The organism is Bradyrhizobium pachyrhizi (assembly GCF_029714545.1).
Classification (GTDB): domain Bacteria; phylum Pseudomonadota; class Alphaproteobacteria; order Rhizobiales; family Xanthobacteraceae; genus Bradyrhizobium; species Bradyrhizobium pachyrhizi.
In genome coordinates this window covers 6,666,739-6,686,331 of record NZ_CP121667.1, presented here as the reverse complement: position 1 = coordinate 6,686,331, position 19,593 = coordinate 6,666,739, and the positions used below count along the sequence as shown (strand labels likewise).

Sequence of the window (19,593 nt, the reverse complement as noted above, 5' to 3'; positions counted from 1 at the left end):
GCGCGCGAGCAACGCCGATTAACTCCGCGGCAACCTAAACGGTTTAGCAACGAGAAAGGTCGAATTGCGCGGATGTACCGCGTTCGATTGCACTCAGTAAGCGTTGCGTGAGCGTACGATGTTTGTGTCGCGTAACCAGCCGAAGGGCGCACGTCTTGCGCTCTTCGGTCTCGGTCTTGGCATCTTCGCACTTATGCCGACCGAGACCGGATATCAGGATATTGCCTCGCTCCTGGCCCGGCAGCCCGGCGTCGCCGAGCGCTGGCAGAAGCGCGTCTTCGCCTCCGCCGTCGGCTCCATCCAGGTCGCGACCTACAGCTTCGGCCGTCCGATCGGGACGTCCGCGCCGCAAGCCCCGCAAATCCTGCTGGCGAGACTGGACAGTTCGAACCTCGATATCACCGGAACGGTGACGCGCAATCCGATCACAGCCCCGCCGCCGCGCTATCAGGCATCCGATTTTCCCAAGGTCGATCGCACCCTGAAGGGCGATCGCCTCGTCGTCCGGCGGCCCGATCAGATCGAACCTGTGGAGCCTGCAAATACGGCGCCGGCGAACGAGGATCCCGCGACATCGAATTCGTCGGTCAAGGGCATGAAGACCGCGACCGCACCGGCCGACAGCGCGCCGCTCGATCCTGAATTGCAGGAGGCGCTGCGCGCGCCGCCCTTGCCGCAATATGCCAAGCCGTCGCCGCAGCAGAACGACGTGTCGCTCTCGCTCGAGGCGAGCCCGCTCGACGATCTGAAGCCTGCGCCCGCGAAGCCTGCGGCTGCGCCCGCCGATGCGGCGCGCGAGCGCGACCCGTTCGCATTCCAGACCGCCAGCCTGTTCTTCGGCTCGTCGCTCGGCACGCCGGAGAACCTCGAGCGCTGGCAGCCCGGCGAGGCGCCGATTGTTGTGATGCCGGTAGCAACGCCCGATCCCGACATGAAGGTGATGGCGTCATTGCCGGTCGATGCCGACGGTCCGGTCAAGGCCGGCGAGATGGGCGAGAGCATCGCGCCGAAGGGCGAGGTCAATGCCGACGACCAGCACACCAAGACGCCGGCGGAGCGGCTCGGCCTGTTCGACGAGAAGTCGCGCGCCAAGTCGGAGAAGTGCCTCGCCGAGGCGGTCTATTTCGAAGCCCGCGGCGAAGCGGTGCGTGGCCAGATCGCGGTCGCCCAGGTGGTGCTGAACCGCGCCTTCTCCGGCAAATATCCGGAGACGGTGTGCGGCGTGGTCTACCAGAACAAGAACCGCCACTATGCCTGTCAGTTCACCTTCGCCTGCGACAACGTCGCTGACGTCGTCCGCGAGCCCGACATGTGGGATCGCGCCAAGAAGATCGCGAAGGCGATGCTCGACGGCGAATTGTGGCTGCCGGAAGTCGACCGCTCGACCCACTACCACGCCTATTGGGTGCGGCCGTCCTGGGTCAGCGAGATGAAGAAGATGTACAAGTTCGGCGTCCACACCTTCTATCGCCCGCGCGCCTGGGGCGACGGCAGCGATGCGCCGAGTTGGGGCAACCCGGCCGAGACCGCCAAGATCTCGGCGCAGCTCGCCGAGGCCGCCCAGAGCTCGGCCGAGCAGGCCAGCGCCCGGCGCTAGCTGTCAGCCTAACCTCCCCTTGAAAAGGGGAGGTCGCTTGCTCGTCAGAGCAAAGCGGGTGGGGATCTGGTCCCTCCACGTGCAGCGATGCGTGTGGCTGACCCCCATCCCGACCTTTCCCCTTTCAGGGGGGAGGAGAAGACAACGTTCCCCGCCATTCGGCCTGAGCCCGTCGCGATATTCGGGGCAGACGCGTCGCAACCTCACGACGTCGTTCCGGGATGGCCCGCGGGGCGTGCCCCGGAATGACGGTCATCATCCTCTCCGATTCTGCAGAGCAGCCCTGCAGGCGAATATTTTTCTCCGGTCCCTCTTGGGGTTTTCATGCACCTGCATTAACTCCCCGTAACGTTCGGCGGGGCTGCTCCCCGCGCAGCAATTGCGGGGGGAAGACAAGATGGCCGTTACCACCGGGGATCTTCGACCGACGTCGGGCACGTGGCGCACGCCGCTGGTCATCATCGTTTGCGGCTGCGCGATCGCTCTGCTGAGCTTCGGCCCGCGCTCCAGCCTCGGCTTCTTCGTGCAGCCGATGAGCCATGAATTCACCTGGGGCCGCGACGTGTTCGGCCTCGCGCTGGCGCTGCAGAACCTGCTGTGGGGGCTCGGCCAGCCGATCGCCGGTGCGATTGCCGACCGTTTCGGCCTGCTGCGCGTCATGGTCGTCGGCGCGCTGCTCTACGCCGCCGGTCTATTGCTGATGCGCTATTCGACGACGCCGCTGTCGCTCGATATCGGCGCCGGCGTCCTGATCGGCTTCGGCCTGTCGGGCTCCTCATTCAACCTGGTGCTGTCGGCGTTCAGCAAGCTGTTGCCGCCCGCGCAGCGCGGCATCGCGCTCGGCGCCGGCACCGCCGCGGGCTCGTTCGGCCAGTTCCTGTTCGCGCCGTTCGGCGTCGCGATGATCGACAATTTCGGCTGGCAGACCGCGCTCCTCGTATTCGGCGCACTGATGCTGCTGATCCTGCCGTTGTCGCTGGCGCTCTCGACGCCGCCGGCGGAGACGAATGACGCCGCGCCGGCCGATCAGCAGTCGTTCAAGACCGCGCTGGCGGAGGCGTTCGGCCATCGCTCCTACGTGCTGCTGGTGCTCGGCTTCTTCACCTGCGGCTTCCAGCTCGCCTTCATCACCGTGCATCTGCCGGCTTATCTCGCCGACCGCGGCATTCCGGCATCGACCGGCGGCTGGGTGATCGCGGCGATCGGCCTGTTCAACATCGTGGGCTCGCTCAGCGTGGGCTGGCTGCAGAATGTCTTCCCGAAGCGCTACATCCTGTCGGTGATCTACTTCACCCGCGCGCTGTCGATCGTCGCCTTCATCTCGTTCCCGATCACGACCTTCTCGGCGATCGCGTTCGGCGCGATCTCCGGGTTGACCTGGCTCTCCACGGTGCCGCCGACCTCGGCGCTGGTGGCGCTGATGTTCGGCACGCGCTGGTTTGCGACGCTGTACGGCTTTGCCTTCGTCAGCCATCAGGTCGGCGGCTTCCTCGGAGTCTGGCTCGGCGGCATCGTGTTCGAGCAGTACGGTTCCTACACCCCGATCTGGTGGCTGTCGGTGCTGTTTGGCGTGCTGTCTGCGCTGATCAACCTGCCGATCGTCGAAAAGCCCGTCGCCCGCCCGGTTGCGCAGCCTGCCTGATGGGGTAAACCATTCCCCGAAACCAAGATTACGGGGAGTGCACATCGTGGCAACGTTCAAGGCAATCAGGATCGACAAGGCGGATAAGGGTACCACCGCCGCACTCACCCAGTTCGACGAAGCCGAGCTCATGGACGGCGACGTCACCGTCCGCGTCGAGTGGTCGACACTGAACTACAAGGACGGCCTCGCACTGACCGGCAAGGCGCCGGTGGTGCGCCGGTTCCCGATGATCGCGGGCATCGATTTCGCCGGCACGGTCGAGCAATCCAGCCATCCGGACTGGAAGGCGGGCGACAAGGTCGTCTGCAACGGCTGGGGCATGGGCGAGACCCATCTCGGCGCCTATGCTGAAAAGGCCCGGATCAAGGGCGACTGGCTGGTGCGGCTGCCCGACGGCATCTCGGCCCGCGATGCGATGGCGGTCGGTACCGCCGGCTATACCGCGATGCTCTCGGTGCTGGCGCTGGAGAAGCATGGTCTGACCCCGAAGAGCGGCCCGGTGGTGGTCACGGGTGCCGCCGGCGGCGTCGGCTCGGTGGCGATCGCCGTGCTCTCGAAGCTCGGCTACCACGTCATCGCGTCTACCGGACGGATGTCGGAGACCGACTACCTCAAGGGTCTCGGCGCCAACGAGGTGATCGACCGCGCCGAACTGTCAGGTGCGCCCAAGGCCCTGGCGAAGGAGCGCTGGGCCGGCGGCGTCGACAGCGTCGGGTCGACCACGCTCGCCAACCTGCTGTCGATGACCAAGTATGGCGGAGCCATCGCGGCCTGCGGTCTGGCGGCCGGTATGGATCTGCCGTCGTCGGTCGCGCCCTTCATTTTGCGGGGCGTGTGCCTTCTCGGTATCGATTCGGTGATGTGTCCGATCGAACTGCGGAGAACCGCCTGGCGCCGCCTGGCCAGCGATCTCGACAAGGCAAAACTGGCTGATATCACTCACGAAATCACCCTGGACGAAGTCATGGGCTTTGGCGCGAAAATCCTCGGTGGCCAGGTCCGCGGCCGCATCGTGGTAAAAATAGTCTGAGGACGTTCAGACTTTACCAACCAAGCTGCTCCAATGTTGCCACTGTTGGTATGGTAAGCAGCGGGTAAAGAGACTTGCAGCATGATCCCGGGGGGCCGGGTTTCCTCGCGCAGACGTCGAAAAGCGTCGGTGCGGGGGTCATGCGCAACAAGGAGCGAGTGCCCGCGCTCGTAAGTGGAGTAGCTCATGCTTGCGCGTTTGGTGTTGGGGGCCGTCACGGCCGGAGCAATGGTCGTGCCGGCATTCGCGGGCATGATGAACGCCGATGAGGCCCGCAGATTCGTCGCCGGCAAGGTGTTCGCGTTCACCTGTTTCGATGGTACCCGTGGCGCCGGCCGCATCCTCGACGATCTGGGTGCGGCAGGCTCGGTCCAGTTCTCCGGCTCGGGGCCGATCCGTCACCTGCGCCTGCCCGGCAACACGCTGCAGATCCGCGGTCAGAGCGTTTGCGCGTCGCTGAAGGGCATTCCGTTCGAACCGTGCTTCAATCTCGACAAGCAGGACGACCGCTCGTTCCGCGGCTCGGTCTCCGGCATGGGCTTTGCCTATTGCGATTTCCATCACCAGGGCGGCCAGCAGATGCTGATGGCGCGCGCGGCGGCGCGTCCGCGCTCGCTCCATCCGCGCACCCGATCCGCGGATGCCTCGCAGACCGAAGTGTCGCGCGTTGAGACGCCGCAGGTCGGAAGCGCGAAGCTCGAGCCGGTCAAGGCCGAGCCCGCCAAGGTCGAGAGCGCGCCGGAATTGCGCCGCTCCACCGACTAACCTTTCATCTGCGCGCTAGCGGGAATAGCGCCGCCAAGCCGTAGTCATACGGATGGCGGTCGCCACGCCTTGCTCGCTACTCAATACCTGGCGTTCGCCGCGAGGCGGGACATTGGGGACTCTGATTTTGAGTAGTCATATGGCGCAATATTTTTTTCGAATCAGTGACGGCGATTACGCTGGTGCATCCGACCACGCGACGGAGTTTGAAAGCCGCGAGGTGGCCTGGGCCGAGATGACCAAGGTCTGCGGAAATTTCCTCGGCAGCATTTCGCGCAATCTGAAGCAGAACAGCGAATGGCACATGGAGCTGCTCGACGAGGGCAGAAAACCCGTGTTCAGGATTCGACTGGTCGCCGAGTCCGTCGACTGAAGCTGTCCTTCAGGACGGCAAGTCCTAACCCTCGGCCTGCGCGAGCGGCGGAGCGGTTCGCCTGCGAAACAGGATCCGCTGATACAGCCAGCCGATCGCGACCAGCACGATGCCAAGGCACATGAACGACAGCGCCCGGTAGACACCAGTGAGCGTCGACATGTCGATCAGGAACGCCTTCAGGATCGTCAGCCCGATCACCGCAGCAGACGCGAGCCGTGCCCGCTGGGAGTTGACGACGATGCCGATGCCGAGCAGCGCGACGCCGAACATCAGCCAGGCGATCGAATAGGTGTATTGCTCCGCGCCCGTGGTCTCGCCGTGCGTCAGCACCGGTCCATGGTAGAGCCTGCGGATTTCGAACGTGACGTAGGCGAGCGCAAGGACCAGCGCGCCGGCGGCGATCGTGTTGGCATAACCGGCGGGACGATGGCCCGCCACCGCATAGGACAGCAGCAGCGCCAGCACCGCCGGCAGCGCGTAGCCGAGCAGCAGCAGGTTGATGAAGCTGCCGCCGACGTCCTGCCACCACAGCATCGGGTTCTCCAGCGCCAGCAGCCCGAACAGGCTGGCAAGCCCCGCGAACGCGGTCAGCAGGATCGCGCCGACATTGTGCACGATGCTGCCGCTGCGCAGGCGCAGCCGCTCCAGTCCGATCGCCATCGCGAGCGTCACGCCGACCTGCAGTGCGACCTCGGTCAGTCCGGCGCTGGCGTAGTAGACATCGCCGCTGTTGACCGCGTGGCGGATCTCCATGAAGGCGAGCAGCACGGTGAACAGGATCGCGGCGGATTCGACGATCCGCAGCGGGACGTCGTCGCCGCTGCGGCGCAGGAAATGGCTTGCCGCCCAGAATGACAGCGCCGGCATGCCATAGCCCCACAGCAGCCAGTTGAAGATCGGCGTGGTGCCGACGGCGTCGCCCGCGATCCGCGGCTCATAGCCGATGCGCAGCACCACGATGCCGGCCAGAATCGCTGCAAGCCAGCGCAGGAACGGAATCGGCCGCTGCACCGACAGCCACGCCGTGCCCATCGACACCAGCGCGAGCGCGATGGTGAGCCAGCCCTTGTCGAGCGCGAAGGTCAGCGCCAGCACCAGCGAGGCGAGGGCGCCGGTGGCGGACAACGCAATCGAAGGCGACAGCTCCGGCCGTTCGCCGCGCCGGGTCAGTGCTTCAGTCGCAGCCGCATAGGCCGCTGCGAGTAGCACGGCGAGGATCGCGAACGGGATCGAACGGTCGAGATGCGCGATGCGTGCATACAGCGCGACCAGCAGCGCGACCGGTGTGAACACCGCCGCCGCGGCCCAGGTCACCGTGACGTTCGTGGTGGCAAAACGGAATTGCGCGAGGAAGCCGGCGATGCCGAAGGCGGCCGCGAACAGCGCGGCGGTGACGAGATGCAGCGAGACCGAGCCATCGGTCACGGACGGGCCGATGCCAGGGATCGCGCCGCCCGGCAGCACCAGCATGTCGACGTTGCGGCGGACGGCCCATTCGCCGAACACGATGAACACGAAGATCGACGCGGCGCCGATCGCGCGTGTAGCAGCAGGCGCGCGCCAGGCGACAAGCAGGCTTGCGGCTGTCACCAGCGCAAAGCCGATCATCGCGGTGTCGGCGTGGGCGCTGTTGAGCACGATCAGCATCGCGCCGAGCAGATAGGCCGCGAGCGAGCCCGAGGAGATCGGCTCGATCTCCTCGCCATCGCCGTGGGGGCCGAACATGAAGCCGCAGACCACGAGCAGTGCCGCCAGTACGAAGCCTGCGATGACATGGAAGACGTGCGGCGCGATCATCTCGGGCCCGCACGCCAGGCATGGGAAGGTCCACAGCAGCGCAAAGGCGATCGTTGTGACCGCGAGCCAGCGCCACAGCCGGATGCGGGCGAGGCCGAACGCTGCCGCTGTGACGATGGCGAGGTAGACGTAGAGCGACCAGAAGTCGGGCTTGTCTGACGACACCAGCAGCGGCGTGACGAAGGCGCCGACGATGCCGAGCCCGGCCAGCGCGGGCCCGTGCAGCAGCGCGGCCGCCAGCGTGCCGAGCGCGACCATGCCGAGCAGGATGAAGGCGGTTGCCGGGACGAGGAAGTCATACAGCGCGTAGGCGGCGTAGACGGTGGCGAATGCCACCGCGGTGCCGGCGGCGGTGAGGATCGCCGGGATGTTGGCGATCGGCAGCGCCGCGATGTTGGAGATGCTTTCCTGGCGCCTGGTCCATTCACCGGCGCCGAGCAGCGCCAGCGCGAACAATCCGCCGAGCATCGTGCGAACGCCGGGGCCGAGCAAGCCGGCCTCGATCGAATAGCGCACCATGAAGAAGCCGCCGAGCGCGAGCGTCAGGCCGCCAATCCACACCACCCAGCGCGTGCCGAGCGTCTCCTCGAAGCCGGGTGCAGGCTGTGCCGGAGCTGGCGGCTCCGGCAGGGGCGGCGGTACGGCACCTGGCGCGTCCGCGACTGGCTCGGTCTGCGCGGCCGGTCCGCCGGGAGTCGCCTCCGGGAGCGGTGGCGGCGCGACGGACGGCGCCGTCGGCGGCGTCTGCTCGAACTCCTGCAGCGGGGTCAGCGGTGGCGGCATGGCCGTCCTCACGGCGGCGCCGCCCGCGGCCTCGATCGCATCCAGGCGTCGCTGCAGCAGGTCGATCCGGCCCAGCGCCTTGCGCGCGAAAATGATCGCGACGATGGCGAGGACGAGCGTCAGGAAGTCGAACGGCGAATCGAACATTGGGCCTCCGGCGGGACGCGCCGGACTTGGCCAGCCAGCGGCCCGTCGCAACCTAGTAGTGCCGTGAGGAGGACCGGAAGTTCAAGCGATCGGGGGTGACCGGCCGCGCTTAGTCCAGATCGATGCGGAAAGGCCGGCCTTCGACGCTCATGCTGCCGGGACCCATCGCGTCGAGTGCACGCAGCATCCGGCCCTCGCGCCCCAGCGCCTTGTCGGCGAGGCTGACGATCAGCCGGTTGGGGGCCGCGATCGGCGAGGCCTCACGGATCATCCGTGCGATGGACATTTCGTCGCGGTGTGGGTTGAGTGCGCAGACCGTTGCGAATGCGCTCGCGGTCGAGCGGCTGATGCCGGCGTAGCAATGCACCACCATCGGTGCTTGGCGATCCCAGCCGCGCACGAAGCTCAGCACCTTCTCGATATGCGACTCGTTGGGCGCAACGAAGCCGTCCATCTGTTCGATGATGTCGTCCATCGACACTTTCAGGTGGTTGGCCGGCAGCACGGAAGGCGGCCGCTGCACCTGGTCGACATTGGCCATCACGGTCAGCACATGGCTGGCGCCGGTGGCGCGAACCGTGTCGGAGAGTGCGGCAAGCGAGCAGACGTGAAGCATGATGGTCCTTCTATCGGGGGTGCCGGATTATAACGGCTGCACCCGAACGGGCAAAGGCGGGGGTGCCATGCCGATTCGTCGTTTTGCGGCGCAACCGACGGCACGTTTTCGGTGCCGCCCTACGAGGCGTGCAGTGCCTTGAAGCGCTCAAGAAACTGCTTTTCGGCTCGCGCGGCGGTCCATGGCGTCAGATAGTCGCGCTCGGTCGCTTCGAGCAGTTCCGGATCGCGGCCGAACAGCCGCTTGGCCTCGGCTTGCGAAAATCCCGCCAGATGCGTCGCCTCGAGATAGGCGGCGCCGCGATCGGCAGCCTTGATCTGCTGGGTGATCTCGTCCGCCAGCACGGCAGGCAGGCCGAAGCGGATATGGATCGCGCCGAGCAGCCGCTTTTCCACCGCCTTGTATTCGCCTGACAGCACCGCCTTGAACGGTGAGATCATGTCGCCGATGACATATTCCGGTGCGTCATGCAGCAGCGCCGCGAGACGATGGCGGATGTCGACGCGCGGCATCTGCTGGCGCATCACGGCCTCGACCAGCAGCGTGTGCTGGGCCACCGAGAAGATGTGCGCCCCGCTGGTCTGGCCGTTCCAGCGCGCAACCCGCGCCAGTCCATGCGCGATGTCGACGATTTCGATATCGAGCGGCGACGGGTCGAGCAGGTCGAGCCGGCGTCCCGACAACATCCGCTGCCAGGCGCGGGTTGTCTCCGTCGATTTGCGCGCCGTCATTTCTTCTTGAGTCGCGGTGTGCGGAGCTTGCCGCTGCAGCTCTCGTGGCAGAAGCAGGTCACGAGGTGATCGTTGACCATGCCGGTCGCCTGCATGAAGGCGTAGACGATGGTGGGACCGACGAACTTGAAGCCGCGCGCGCCGAGCTCCTTGGAGACCTTGATCGAGACCGGCGTCGAGGCCGGCACGCTCGCGGTGGTCTTGAACTGATTGACCTTCGGCTTGCCGTCGACGAAGTCCCAAAGGAAATTCGAGAAGCCGGGGCCTTTCTCCATGATCTCCAGATAGCCCTTCGCACTCGCGACCGCGCCTTCGATCTTGGCGCGGTTGCGGACGATGCCGGCGTCGTTCATCAGCGCGTGCACCTTCTTGGCGTTGTAGCGTGCGATCTTCTCGGGCTGGAAATCGTCGAAGGCTTTGCGGAAGTTCTCCCGCTTGCGCAGGATCGTGATCCAGGACAGGCCGGCCTGGAAGCCGTCGAGGATCAGCTTTTCGTAGAGCGCGCGGTCGTCATATTCCGGCACGCCCCATTCATTGTCGTGATAGGCGACGTAGAACGCATCCTCGCCCGGCCAGGGGCAACGCGTCTTGCCGTCGGGATGCAGTTGCGCGGTACGGCTCATGCGACGGTCTGATTGGGTGTGATGCGGACGGCGTCGGGTTCGGCGAGGTGAAGCGACAGCCCGCCCGCGGTCAGCGCCAGGCCGGCGTCGAGCGCGTCGGCAACGCGGTCGATGCGGACCAGCGCGAGACCTTTCTCGCCGGCGGTCGAGCCGATGGTGCCGACCTGCTTGTCGCCGGCGAGGATCGTTGCGCCGGCTTCGGGCGCGGGGCCGTCGAGGACGATCTTCACCGTGCGGGTGCGCGCCGTGCCGCGGTGCTGCATGCGCGACACCACCTCCTGGCCGACATAGCAGCCCTTGTCGAAATCGACGCCGTTGAGGCGGTCCATGTTGGTCTCGTGCGGGAAGGCGTCGCCATACATGAAGTCGAGCCCGCCGCGCGGCACGCCGGCCGCGATCCGATGCGCCTCGTAGGCGCTGGTGTCGACGAGATCGGCGCTGATCAGCTCAGCGAGCCTCTGCTTCAAATCTTCCGGGATCAGGATGCGCCAGCCGAGCGCTGGGTTGCGCGGATCGGCGAACGCGAGATCCGGCGTCGCCGCCGGCTCGCCATCCCAGGCTGCCAGGACACCGAGGCTGTCGGACAGGTTCTCGACCACGACCTTGGCGCGCAGCTTGTAGAAGCCAAGCTTGTCGGCAAGGCCCTTGGCGAGCGCGCGCGGCGCGTCGATCAGGAAGCCGCCGCCATGGCCTGAGGGTATCTCGGTGATCAGGAAATCGACGATGATCTTGCCCTGCGGCGTCAGCAGCGCGCCGAACCGGGCCTGTCCCGCGCGCAACTCGGCGACGTCGGCGGTGATGAGGCCGTTGAGGAAGTTGCGGGCGTCCTCGCCAGAGACCTTGACCACGCCCCGATCTGGAAGAAACGCTGCTTTCATTCGCAAAATTGGCTCTTTTTCCAAGTTCCTTGGGAAACGCGCAGGCCGCGATATCCCCTGCCAAGCTAAGGCGCTAGAGTGCGCCGAACAAGGCCCGCGCGACAGCCGAAAGCGGGCGTCGAGGACCGATGAATCAGCATTTTGACACCATTCTAAAATCCGGCACCGTGGTCAATCAGGACGGCGAGGGCGTGCGCGATATCGGTATCGCGGGCGGCCGCATCGCCGCGATCGGCTCGCTCAGTCAGGCCTCGGCCGGCGAGGTGATCGACTGCAAGGGCCTGCACATCCTGCCCGGCGTGATGGACACCCAGGTGCATTTCCGCGAGCCCGGGTTGACCCAGAAGGAAGACCTCGAGACCGGCTCGCGCAGCGCCGTGATGGGCGGAGTCACCGCCGTGTTCGAGATGCCGAACACCAATCCGTTGACGGTCACCGAAGCGGCCTTCACCGACAAGATCAAGCGCGGCCGTCATCGCATGCATTGCGATTTCGCGTTCTTCATCGGCGGCACCCGCGAGAACGTGCAGGATCTGCCGGAGCTCGAGCGCGCCCCGGGCTGCGCCGGCGTCAAGGTGTTCATCGGCTCCTCCACCGGCGCGCTGCTGGTCGAGGATGACGAGAGCCTGCGGCGGATCTTCCAGGTGATCCGGCGCCGCGCCGCGTTCCATGCCGAGGACGAATATCGCCTCAACGAGCGCAAGCCGCTTCGGATCGAGGGCGATGCTCGCTCGCATCCGGTGTGGCGCGACGAGACCGCCGCGCTGATGGCGACCGAGCGCCTGGTCAATCTCGCGCGCGAGACCGGCAAGCGCATCCACGTGCTGCACATCTCGACCAAGGAAGAGATTCTGTATCTGCGCGACCACAAGGATGTCGCGTCCTGCGAGGCGACGCCGCACCACCTCACCATGGCCGCGCCCGAATGCTACGAGCGGCTCGGCACGCTGGCCCAGATGAACCCGCCGGTGCGCTCGGCCGATCACCGTGCCGGCATCTGGTACGGCATCGAGCAGGGCATTATCGACGTGCTCGGCTCGGACCACGCGCCGCATACGCTGGAGGAGAAGGCCAGGACCTATCCGGCCTCGCCGTCGGGCATGACCGGTGTGCAGACGCTGGTGCCGCTGATGCTCGATCACGTCAATGCCGGGCGGCTGTCGCTGGCTCGCTTCGTCGATCTCACCAGCGCGGGGCCTGCGCGCCTGTTCAACATCGCCTGCAAGGGCCGCATCGCGGCGGGTTACGATGCCGACTTCACGATCGTCGACCTGAAGCGCAGCGAGACCATCACCAACAAATGGATCGCCTCGCGCGCCGCCTGGACGCCCTATGACGGGGTACGGGTGCAGGGCTGGCCGGTCGGCACCTTCGTGCGCGGCCGGCGGGTGATGTGGCAGGGCGAAGTCACGACGCCGTCGACCGGCGAGCCGGTCCGGTTCCTCGAGACGCTGAAGCCGTAGCGGATTGGATTACTGTCTGGCCAATGCCAGCGAGAACTCGCCGTTGCGCACGCGCGCGGCGAGGCCCTCGGCGAATTTCGCCACCGCGTCCTCGCCATAGGTACCGACGAGCTCGGCGAGCGCCGCAAACAGGCTCGCCTGCGCGAGACAGTCGCCATCGACGCCGTCGTGACGCGCTTCAGCCCAGGCCTCGTTCAGGTAGCCCAGCGCGGCCTGCTTCTGCTCGTGGTCGGGTCGCGGGTCTTGGTGATCGGGGAAGGACGCTGGATGGCGCATGAAACTCTGCAAATTGACTGCGCGCGGTCCGAGGAGCGAACCACTGCGACGTCCGAGATGTATCACGCATGCGGGTACCGCCTAGCCCACATCTTTCGAAAAGGTTAACGGCGGCCCCGGCATTTAAAGGGGAATTCCGGATATCCGGGCCGCGATCAGCCGAATGAGCTGTGGATATGGTCCAGCACCGCGCGCGGCGTGGCGCATAGATGGCTGGCGCCGGCCTCGGTCAGCTCCTCCGGCGTGCCGTAGCCATAGGTGACGCCGACCGCCCGGATGCCGTTTCGATTCGCCCCGATCACGTCGTGGCTGCGATCGCCGATCATCAGGGATTTATCCGGATCGGCCCCGGTCTGCGCCAGCGCATAGGCGAGCAGGTCGACCTTGTTGACCCGGGTTCCGTCGAACTCCGAGCCGAACACATGGTCGAAATAGCCGCCGAGGCCGAAATGCGCGATGATCCGCGTCGCGAACACGTGCGGCTTCGAGGTCGCCACGAACATCCGGCCCGGCGCCCTGCGCAGCTCGGCCAGAACGTCCGCGATATCGGGATAGACCGCGTTCTCGAACAGCCCGACATCGCCGAATCTTTCGCGGTAGAGCGCGACCGCGCGGTCGGCGAGCGCCTCGCCGCCGAGCAGCATTGCAAAGCTCGCCCGCAAGGGCGGCCCGATGCACCAGGTCAGGTCATCCTGCGAGGGAACCGGGCGGCCGAGCTTTTCCAGCGCGTACTGGATCGAGCCGGTGATGCCGGGCTTCGGGTCGGTCAGGGTGCCGTCGAGGTCGAAGAAGATCGCCCGTTCAGTTGGCATAGCGGGCCGTCAGGTCGCGGGAGATTTTCGAGCCCTCCTCGATGTAGCGGCGGATCGCTACCGTGGCCGCGGGCGTGCAGGTCCGGTAGGTCTGCTGGAAGCCGTTATAGCCGCGGTTGAAGCCTGCGATCATGCGGGCGCGGCGGTCGCCGGATGGGGTTTCGGCATCGATCAGTGCCTGCATTTCGTTGCGCCATTTGGCGCCCTCGTTGGAGCCGCAGATGCCGCGCAGATAGTGCAGGGCGCCGAGGATCTCGGCCAGCCGCTGCAAATCTCCGTCGAACGGCGCAGCCGCGTCCTGCGCCCGGGCGGGCGTCGCAAGGCATGCCGACATCAGGATCACAACGGCGAGAAAGGCTTTGATCATCGGGGGTTCCGGAATGGCCGTGGTATGCCCCCTCAATGCGCCCGAGGCAAGGCGGCCGAGCCCCCCAAAGCCCCCGGACGGGCCTCAAACCAGCCGCCGGGCGGCCGCAATCACCTCATGCAGGCCGCCGGTGACCTTGAGGTCGCCGATCTCCTCCGGCGCCAGCCATTTGAAATCGTCGTGCTCGTCGTTCAGTACGGGCTCGCGGGATGCCCAGCGCGCGGCGAAAGTCATGATCAGGTAGTGCCCGGTGCCGGGGCCGGTCGGCAGCACCTCGCGCCAGCCGGCAAGGCCGACGATCTCGACCTTGAGGCCGGTCTCCTCGTCGATCTCCCGGTGCAGGGCGGTATGCAGCGACTCGCCGAACTCGACCCGGCCCCCGGGCAGCGAATAGAAGCCCTTGCCGGGCGAGCGGGCGCGGCGCACCAGCAGCACCTTGCCGTCGCGGAAAATCACGCCTGACACGGCGAGCTGCGGGCGGATCGGAGGTTCGGGAGAGGTCAAGGTGATTGGCAGCCGGTTGTGAAGACCATCATGCCCGATATCTCAGGCGCCCGCCATGATGCTGTCGACATCGGCCTCTGCGGCGCCGTTGATGATGCCGGCGGTCTGCATCACCAGCGGCTTGACCCAGACGATCGCCTGCTCGGCGAGCGCGACCCGGCTCTTGTCCTGCTGCAATCGCCGCATCGCCGCCCCGACCTCGGTCAGGATCTTCGTCATGCTGTCGGTGAGCTGGTCGAATTCGGCCCGGATTGCGGCGTCCGCGGTCTCATAGGCCTCGATCGCGAGATCGCGCGCCCGGAAATTCGACGCGGTGAAATGCTCGGCATAGGACAGCGGCTGCCATTCGAGGAAATCGCTGGCGCATTCCGGCAGGTCCGGGACCATCTCCAGCAGCATGATGGCTTCGTTGAAGTGATTGAGGTAGTCGGTGGCAAGCCCGGTGCGGGGATTGATGTTGGCGGCGCGCAACAGCGCCGCCCGCGCCTCGTCGGAGTACGTCGGTCGCGGGGAAGAACCCGCTATGGCGGCCGTTGAGGTCATTGATCGCAGTCTTTAACGTTCCAAGTTAAGGCAGAATAAACGGATACCACTCTGGACGGCAAATGTGCGGACGCTTTGTCATAACCTCGCCGCCGGCGGCCTTGCGCGAGATGTTCGGCTATATCGAGCAGCCGAATTTTCCGCCACGGTATAATGTTGCGCCGACCCAGCCGATCCCGGTGGTGCTGCTGCAGAATGGCGGCCGGCATTTTCAATTGATGCGCTGGGGCCTGATCCCGTCGTGGGTCAAGGACCCCAGGACCTTCTCGCTCCTGATCAACGCGCGCTCCGAGACGGTGCGCGAGAAGCCGGCCTTCAAGAACGCGATCAAGCGGCGCCGCGCGCTGATCCCGGCCGACGGCTATTACGAATGGCAGGATGCCGGCGGCCGCAAGCGGCCGTTCTTCATCCATCGCCGCGACGGACACCCGCTCGCCTTTGCCGCGCTCGCCGAGACCTGGATGGGACCGAACGGCGAGGAGCAGGACACGGTCGCGATCGTCACCGCGCCCGCGAGCCCTGATCTTGCGCAGCTGCATCACCGCGTGCCGGTCACGATCAGGCCCGAGCAATTCGCGCGCTGGCTCGACTGCCTGCCGAACGATGTCGACGACGTGATGCCGATGCTGAAGGGCCCCGAGGTCGGTGAGTTCGCCTGGCACCAGGTGACGATGCGCGTCAACGCCGTCGCCAACGACGATGCGCAATTGCTGTTGCCGATGACCGCGGAGGAAATCGCCGCGGAGGACGCGCCGGCACCGAAGAAGGCCGCGCCGAGAAAGGCGACTATGCGCGAGGACGACGGGCAGGGGTCGTTATTTTAGCACATGTCTGCACAGCTGCGCAGCTAGGGCTGGAATTGAAGCGCAGCTCTCCAAGTCGTCGTCCCGGCGAAAGCCGGGACCCATAACCACAGGTCTGCATTGTTGAAGCGCGCTGCAGCTCCAGCTTCGCAAACCAATTGAGATTTGTGGCTATGGGTCCCGGCCTTCGCCGGGACGACACTGAATATGTTGCACGGGCAGTGCATCATACTTCGACATTCTCGCAACATGATCTGCCCGAGCTTTGCATTTCGTTTCGCCACTCTCTCCACTCGTCATTCCGGGGTTCGCGCAAGCGGCGCACCCTCAGGTGCGCAATTGCACACCGGGGAATGACGGAGAGAGTCGTCACCCTTTCACGTGTGCCACGCCTTCGATCTCGATCAGCATCTTCGGATTGGGCAGCGCCACCACCACGCAGGTGGTGCGGGCGGGGTAGGGGGCGGGGCCGAACGCGCCGGCATAGAGCGCGTTCATCGTCGCGACGTCGCTGGCGCGGGTCAGCAGCACGTTGACCTTGACGAGATCGCGCATCGTCGCGCCGGCCTCGTTCAGCACGCGCTTGAAATTGGTCACGACATTGGCGAACTGCGCCTCGAAGCCGTCGGGGAGCTCGCGATTGACGTCAAAGCCGGGAATGCCTGAGATGAACAACAAATCGCCGACGCGGGCGCCGAACGAGAGTGGCGGCGCCTGGACGCCGGGCGGAGGAGGGAAGTGCTTGATTGTGGTCATGGGTCACCCGTCTGCGCGAGATGGAAGGGGAGAAATTTCGATGGCGCGCGGCGCCGCTGTACGCCGGCGCCAAAGATTCCTGTCGAAGTGGTTCTGGCCGATCATGCCTGCGAGCATCGCGGCGACGAAGACCACGACCGGCAGCGAGAGGCCGGCGAGATTGACCAGTGCGGGGCCGGGGCAGATGCCGACGAGGCCCCAGCCGATGCCGAACAGCACCGCGCCGGCCACCAGCGGCGCATCGATGTCGTTGCGGTCGGGCCAGAGGAAGCGCGCCGAGAACGCGGGCGCGACGCGCCGCCGGGCGATCGCAAAGCCGGTTGCTGCGACCGCAACCGCGCCCGCCATCACGAAGGCGAGTGTCGCGTCCCAAGCGCCGAACAGATCGAGGAAGCCGAGCACCTTCTGCGGATCGGTCATACCGGAGATCAGAAGGCCCGCGCCGAAGATCAGGCCGCAGACAAAGCTTGCAAGCACCGACATCGCTAAACCGCTCCTTGTTTGAGCATGATCTTTTCGGAAAACCGCTTCGCACTTTTCCGGATCATGCTTAGCCTCCGATTCCGTGCCTGATGATTGCGACCGTCGCGATCGCCGTCAGCATGAAGATGCATGTTGCCACGATCGAGCGGCCGGACAGCCGCGCGAAGCCGCAGACGCCGTGGCCCGAGGTACAGCCATTGCCCATCCTTGTGCCGAATCCGACCAGCGCGCCCGCAATCGCGACCACCACAAGGCTCGCGTTCATCGCCGGCCGCGGCAGCGGCGCGCCGAACAGCGCCGCAATCAGGGGGGCTGCGATTAGTCCCGCGATGAACGCGATGCGCCAGGAACGGTCGGCGCTGCGGTCGGCGGTATCGGTCTGCAGCGCGCCGCCGACGATGCCGGTGACCCCGGCGATTCGCCCGGTCAGTAGCATCAAGAGCGCGGCGGCAAGCCCGATCAGCGCGCCGCCGGCGAGGCCGGAAAGTGGGGTGAAATCGTGCATCGATGCAGATCCCTGTTGCGCAAACTCCTCAGCGATCCGGCAAAGCGGTTGGCGCGCATGCGCCAGTGGTCGCGCGGCTGCGGAGGCGATGATAGACTCCGCACCATCAGGAACAAGCGCAATCCCGCATGTTTCGCGGCATTTCAGCGATGCTGCCGGTCGGTTGGGTTGCCGCGATTCGCTCTCACTTCGTCCGGAGAATCCCCCATGAAATTGCCATCCGTCGCCCGCGCCGCGCTGCTCGCGCTGGCGATGCTCACCGGAACGTCCGCCGCCCTGGCTGACGAGGGCGCGGTGACGCTCGTGATCTTCAAGGGCGGCTGGGTGTTCGGCGGCTCCGCCGGCAAGGGCGTCATGACCTTCCACGGCCAGACCTATGGGCTCACGGCCGGCGGGCTGGACTATGGGCTCGTGTTCGGCGGCTCGCAGACCACGTTGCAGGGGCGGGTGCGCAATATCCGCCGTCCGCAGGACATCAACGGCGTCTATGCCGCGGCCGGCATGGGCGTTGCGCTCGGCGCCGGCGTGCGCGGTATCCTGTTGACCAACCAGAACGGCGCGGTGCTCGAATTGAGCGGCAAGCAGGTCGGCCTGATGGCCAATGTCGACCTCAGCGGGCTTGCGATCACGTTGAAGGAATAAGCGTTCGCTCTACCCATCCTGCGGTTCCGTGATCCACTCGGCGAGCTCACGCCACGGCTGCAAACTCCAATGCCCGGACGCCGCGCCTGATGGCGACGGCAGCACGAACACCTCGGGAAAACCGCTCATGCGCGGCTGCCGACCGGGCGCGAGCGCGCTGGTCGGCCTGTTGTAAAACAGGCTCGCCGTCTTCCTGCTGGTGAAGGCGACGGCCTTCGGCCGAAACGTCTCGATCTTCGCCCGGAAGCCCACCACATCGAACGACTGCCTGTTGATCTCGTGATCCATCCCGGCGCCGGTCTTGGAGAGGTCAGTGAAGCCGATGCCGAGCGCGAGCAGCGCCACGAACTCGTCCGGCCGATAGCGCCGCGGCGTGATGCCGGCCTCGTGCAGCGCACGCCAGAACCGGTTGCCGGGATGCGCGTAGTAATGCCCGACGGCGGCTGAGCGCGTACTGGCTGCGGTGCCGACGAACACCAGCCGCAGATCGGCGAGGAGCTGGTCGGGGAGGCGGTGGCTGTCGCTGTCGGGCATTTGAGAGATGGCGGAAGTCGCTTGGTTACCGTTGATCGGGCTACGGCGAAAGAGCCGCCGGCGTGACCGACCCGACCGTTACCATTTCCGCCGCTCTCGTCACCGGCCATGACGATGTGGAAACCAGCGTCGGGCTGTTCGTCGCAGATGCGCAGGACCAAAAATAGCGAAAACAACCCCATGCAAAGGAGCTGGCGGCTGCCGCCGTCCGATACGGTACCTTGACACGTCGTGCAAATCAGGGATACATTTCCAATATTCCGAAATCGTATGAGCATCCCTCGCCCGCCAGGCTGGCGCATATGGCGTCCCAATACGCGCTACCGCACCGGCTCCTTGATCTCGTCTTCGGCCGTCACCGCCTGCGCCGGCCCAGTCGAACGCACCATCAGAAAATTTCCCGAGAACCTTGTGCCGCGAATGCTCCAGCGGCCGTCGATCTCGGTCGCGTCGGCATTGACCGCGCCTTCATAGTGCACGGTGTCATAGCCGTAGCCCGGCGGCTCGTAGCGTTTGACGAACGTAACCGCGCTGCCGGAGCGGTGACCCGCGAGCGAGGCATTGTGCGTGCTGATCGGACAGCCCGGCATCACGCACGGTTCGGTCACGCTGCCGCCGAGCGCGCCGCCGGCGTCGATCAGCGTCGCCAGGAACGTGACCATGCCGCTCGGCTGAACATAGCTGCCGTCCCAGACGCCGGTGAGATTGTCGGTCATGTCGGTCCAACGTACGATGCGGTAGGTAGCCCGCATGAGCGTAGCGATATGCGGGACGGATGAACCCGGATCTCGCTATGCTCATCCGGGCTACGCTTCAGTCGTAACGATCGATGTGGCGCTTGCAGCGCCTCAACGCAAGTCGCGCGCGCCGCGGCGCGGTTGCCTAACCGGGCAAAAGGGTCTGTAATCCAGCCCAAC

General features: G+C 65.9%; 23 protein-coding genes. 8 read left to right on the top strand and 15 right to left on the bottom strand.

What is annotated here, in order from left to right; translation table 11 throughout:
- The first annotated feature begins 118 nt into the window (after positions 1–118).
- The 5 genes from QA639_RS31785 to QA639_RS31765 all read left to right on the top strand — a co-directional run bounded on the left by QA639_RS31785 (position 119) and on the right by QA639_RS31765 (position 5,410).
- Entirely contained in the window at positions 119–1,597 is a 1,479-nt protein-coding gene (locus QA639_RS31785) for a cell wall hydrolase (protein WP_283088011.1), read from the top strand.
- 397 nt (positions 1,598–1,994) lie between these two features.
- A complete protein-coding gene (locus QA639_RS31780; RefSeq protein WP_028332628.1) occupies positions 1,995–3,239 on the top strand; it encodes an MFS transporter in 1,245 nt (414 codons plus the stop codon).
- A 46-nt stretch (positions 3,240–3,285) separates the two neighbouring features.
- Positions 3,286–4,272 (top strand): acrylyl-CoA reductase (NADPH), encoded by a 987-nt coding sequence (gene acuI, locus QA639_RS31775; RefSeq protein ID WP_283088010.1) that lies wholly within the window; start codon positions 3,286–3,288, stop codon positions 4,270–4,272.
- A gap of 186 nt (positions 4,273–4,458) precedes the next feature.
- The gene (locus tag QA639_RS31770; protein WP_028332627.1) at positions 4,459–5,037 is read left to right on the top strand and encodes a hypothetical protein; all 579 of its coding nucleotides are present in this window, start codon (positions 4,459–4,461) and stop codon (positions 5,035–5,037) included.
- A gap of 139 nt (positions 5,038–5,176) precedes the next feature.
- Positions 5,177–5,410 carry a DUF6894 family protein gene (locus QA639_RS31765; protein WP_050384986.1) on the top strand — a complete coding sequence of 78 codons (234 nt, stop codon included), beginning with the start codon at positions 5,177–5,179 and terminating at the stop codon, positions 5,408–5,410.
- A 24-nt stretch (positions 5,411–5,434) separates the two neighbouring features.
- Here QA639_RS31765 and QA639_RS31760 read toward each other — a convergent pair whose 3' ends face one another.
- The 5 genes from QA639_RS31760 to ygfZ form a co-directional block, all read right to left on the bottom strand.
- A complete protein-coding gene (locus tag QA639_RS31760) occupies positions 5,435–8,140 on the bottom strand; it encodes a DUF2339 domain-containing protein (RefSeq protein WP_157345379.1) in 2,706 nt (901 codons plus the stop codon).
- A gap of 109 nt (positions 8,141–8,249) precedes the next feature.
- Positions 8,250–8,756: a tyrosine phosphatase family protein gene (locus QA639_RS31755; RefSeq protein WP_028332625.1), complete on the bottom strand. Its 507-nt coding sequence runs from the start codon at positions 8,754–8,756 to the stop codon at positions 8,250–8,252.
- Between the two features lie 119 nt (positions 8,757–8,875).
- Positions 8,876–9,487, bottom strand: coding sequence for a YfbR-like 5'-deoxynucleotidase (locus QA639_RS31750; RefSeq protein ID WP_157345377.1), 612 nt, complete (start codon positions 9,485–9,487; stop codon positions 8,876–8,878).
- Positions 9,484–10,110: a DNA-3-methyladenine glycosylase I gene (locus tag QA639_RS31745; protein WP_057014934.1), complete on the bottom strand. Its 627-nt coding sequence runs from the start codon at positions 10,108–10,110 to the stop codon at positions 9,484–9,486. The genes QA639_RS31750 and QA639_RS31745 overlap by 4 nt, the downstream gene beginning before the upstream one ends.
- Positions 10,107–10,988, bottom strand: a complete 882-nt coding sequence (gene ygfZ, locus QA639_RS31740) for a CAF17-like 4Fe-4S cluster assembly/insertion protein YgfZ (protein WP_487247045.1) — start codon at positions 10,986–10,988, stop codon at positions 10,107–10,109. Before ygfZ ends, QA639_RS31745 begins: the two co-directional genes overlap by 4 nt.
- 128 nt (positions 10,989–11,116) lie before the next feature.
- On the opposite strand from ygfZ, the gene QA639_RS31735 reads away from it, so the two are divergent.
- The gene (locus QA639_RS31735; RefSeq protein ID WP_028332621.1) at positions 11,117–12,451 is read left to right on the top strand and encodes a dihydroorotase; all 1,335 of its coding nucleotides are present in this window, start codon (positions 11,117–11,119) and stop codon (positions 12,449–12,451) included.
- A 9-nt stretch (positions 12,452–12,460) separates the two neighbouring features.
- Here QA639_RS31735 and QA639_RS31730 read toward each other — a convergent pair whose 3' ends face one another.
- The 5 genes from QA639_RS31730 to QA639_RS31710 form a co-directional block, all read right to left on the bottom strand.
- The gene (locus QA639_RS31730; protein WP_157345373.1) at positions 12,461–12,727 is read right to left on the bottom strand and encodes a hypothetical protein; all 267 of its coding nucleotides are present in this window, start codon (positions 12,725–12,727) and stop codon (positions 12,461–12,463) included.
- Between the two features lie 155 nt (positions 12,728–12,882).
- Positions 12,883–13,539 carry an HAD family hydrolase gene (locus QA639_RS31725; RefSeq protein ID WP_157345371.1) on the bottom strand — a complete coding sequence of 219 codons (657 nt, stop codon included), beginning with the start codon at positions 13,537–13,539 and terminating at the stop codon, positions 12,883–12,885.
- The gene (locus QA639_RS31720; RefSeq protein WP_028332618.1) at positions 13,529–13,906 is read right to left on the bottom strand and encodes a TIGR02301 family protein; all 378 of its coding nucleotides are present in this window, start codon (positions 13,904–13,906) and stop codon (positions 13,529–13,531) included. Before QA639_RS31720 ends, QA639_RS31725 begins: the two co-directional genes overlap by 11 nt.
- An 84-nt stretch (positions 13,907–13,990) precedes the next feature.
- Positions 13,991–14,410 (bottom strand): NUDIX hydrolase, encoded by a 420-nt coding sequence (locus QA639_RS31715; protein WP_028332617.1) that lies wholly within the window; start codon positions 14,408–14,410, stop codon positions 13,991–13,993.
- A 42-nt stretch (positions 14,411–14,452) separates the two neighbouring features.
- A complete protein-coding gene (locus QA639_RS31710; RefSeq protein ID WP_028332616.1) occupies positions 14,453–14,953 on the bottom strand; it encodes a hypothetical protein in 501 nt (166 codons plus the stop codon).
- A gap of 62 nt (positions 14,954–15,015) precedes the next feature.
- Between QA639_RS31710 and QA639_RS31705 the strand changes: the two genes are divergently transcribed.
- The gene (locus QA639_RS31705; protein WP_028332615.1) at positions 15,016–15,777 is read left to right on the top strand and encodes an SOS response-associated peptidase; all 762 of its coding nucleotides are present in this window, start codon (positions 15,016–15,018) and stop codon (positions 15,775–15,777) included.
- 348 nt (positions 15,778–16,125) lie between these two features.
- On the opposite strand, the gene QA639_RS31700 is transcribed toward QA639_RS31705, so the two are convergent.
- The 3 genes from QA639_RS31700 to QA639_RS31690 all read right to left on the bottom strand — a co-directional run bounded on the left by QA639_RS31700 (position 16,126) and on the right by QA639_RS31690 (position 17,500).
- The gene (locus QA639_RS31700; RefSeq protein ID WP_050384993.1) at positions 16,126–16,512 is read right to left on the bottom strand and encodes a RidA family protein; all 387 of its coding nucleotides are present in this window, start codon (positions 16,510–16,512) and stop codon (positions 16,126–16,128) included.
- Between the two features lie 3 nt (positions 16,513–16,515).
- Positions 16,516–16,995: a DUF6691 family protein gene (locus QA639_RS31695; protein ID WP_283088009.1), complete on the bottom strand. Its 480-nt coding sequence runs from the start codon at positions 16,993–16,995 to the stop codon at positions 16,516–16,518.
- Between the two features lie 67 nt (positions 16,996–17,062).
- Positions 17,063–17,500 carry a YeeE/YedE family protein gene (locus QA639_RS31690; protein WP_283088008.1) on the bottom strand — a complete coding sequence of 146 codons (438 nt, stop codon included), beginning with the start codon at positions 17,498–17,500 and terminating at the stop codon, positions 17,063–17,065.
- 207 nt (positions 17,501–17,707) lie between these two features.
- On the opposite strand from QA639_RS31690, the gene QA639_RS31685 reads away from it, so the two are divergent.
- A complete protein-coding gene (locus QA639_RS31685) occupies positions 17,708–18,142 on the top strand; it encodes a hypothetical protein (RefSeq protein ID WP_028332611.1) in 435 nt (144 codons plus the stop codon).
- A gap of 9 nt (positions 18,143–18,151) precedes the next feature.
- On the opposite strand, the gene QA639_RS31680 is transcribed toward QA639_RS31685, so the two are convergent.
- The gene (locus tag QA639_RS31680) at positions 18,152–18,676 is read right to left on the bottom strand and encodes a mismatch-specific DNA-glycosylase (RefSeq protein ID WP_283088007.1); all 525 of its coding nucleotides are present in this window, start codon (positions 18,674–18,676) and stop codon (positions 18,152–18,154) included.
- Positions 18,677–18,996: 320 nt separating this feature from the next.
- Positions 18,997–19,392, bottom strand: coding sequence for a hypothetical protein (locus QA639_RS31675; protein ID WP_283088006.1), 396 nt, complete (start codon positions 19,390–19,392; stop codon positions 18,997–18,999).
- Positions 19,393–19,593: the final 201 nt, after the last annotated feature.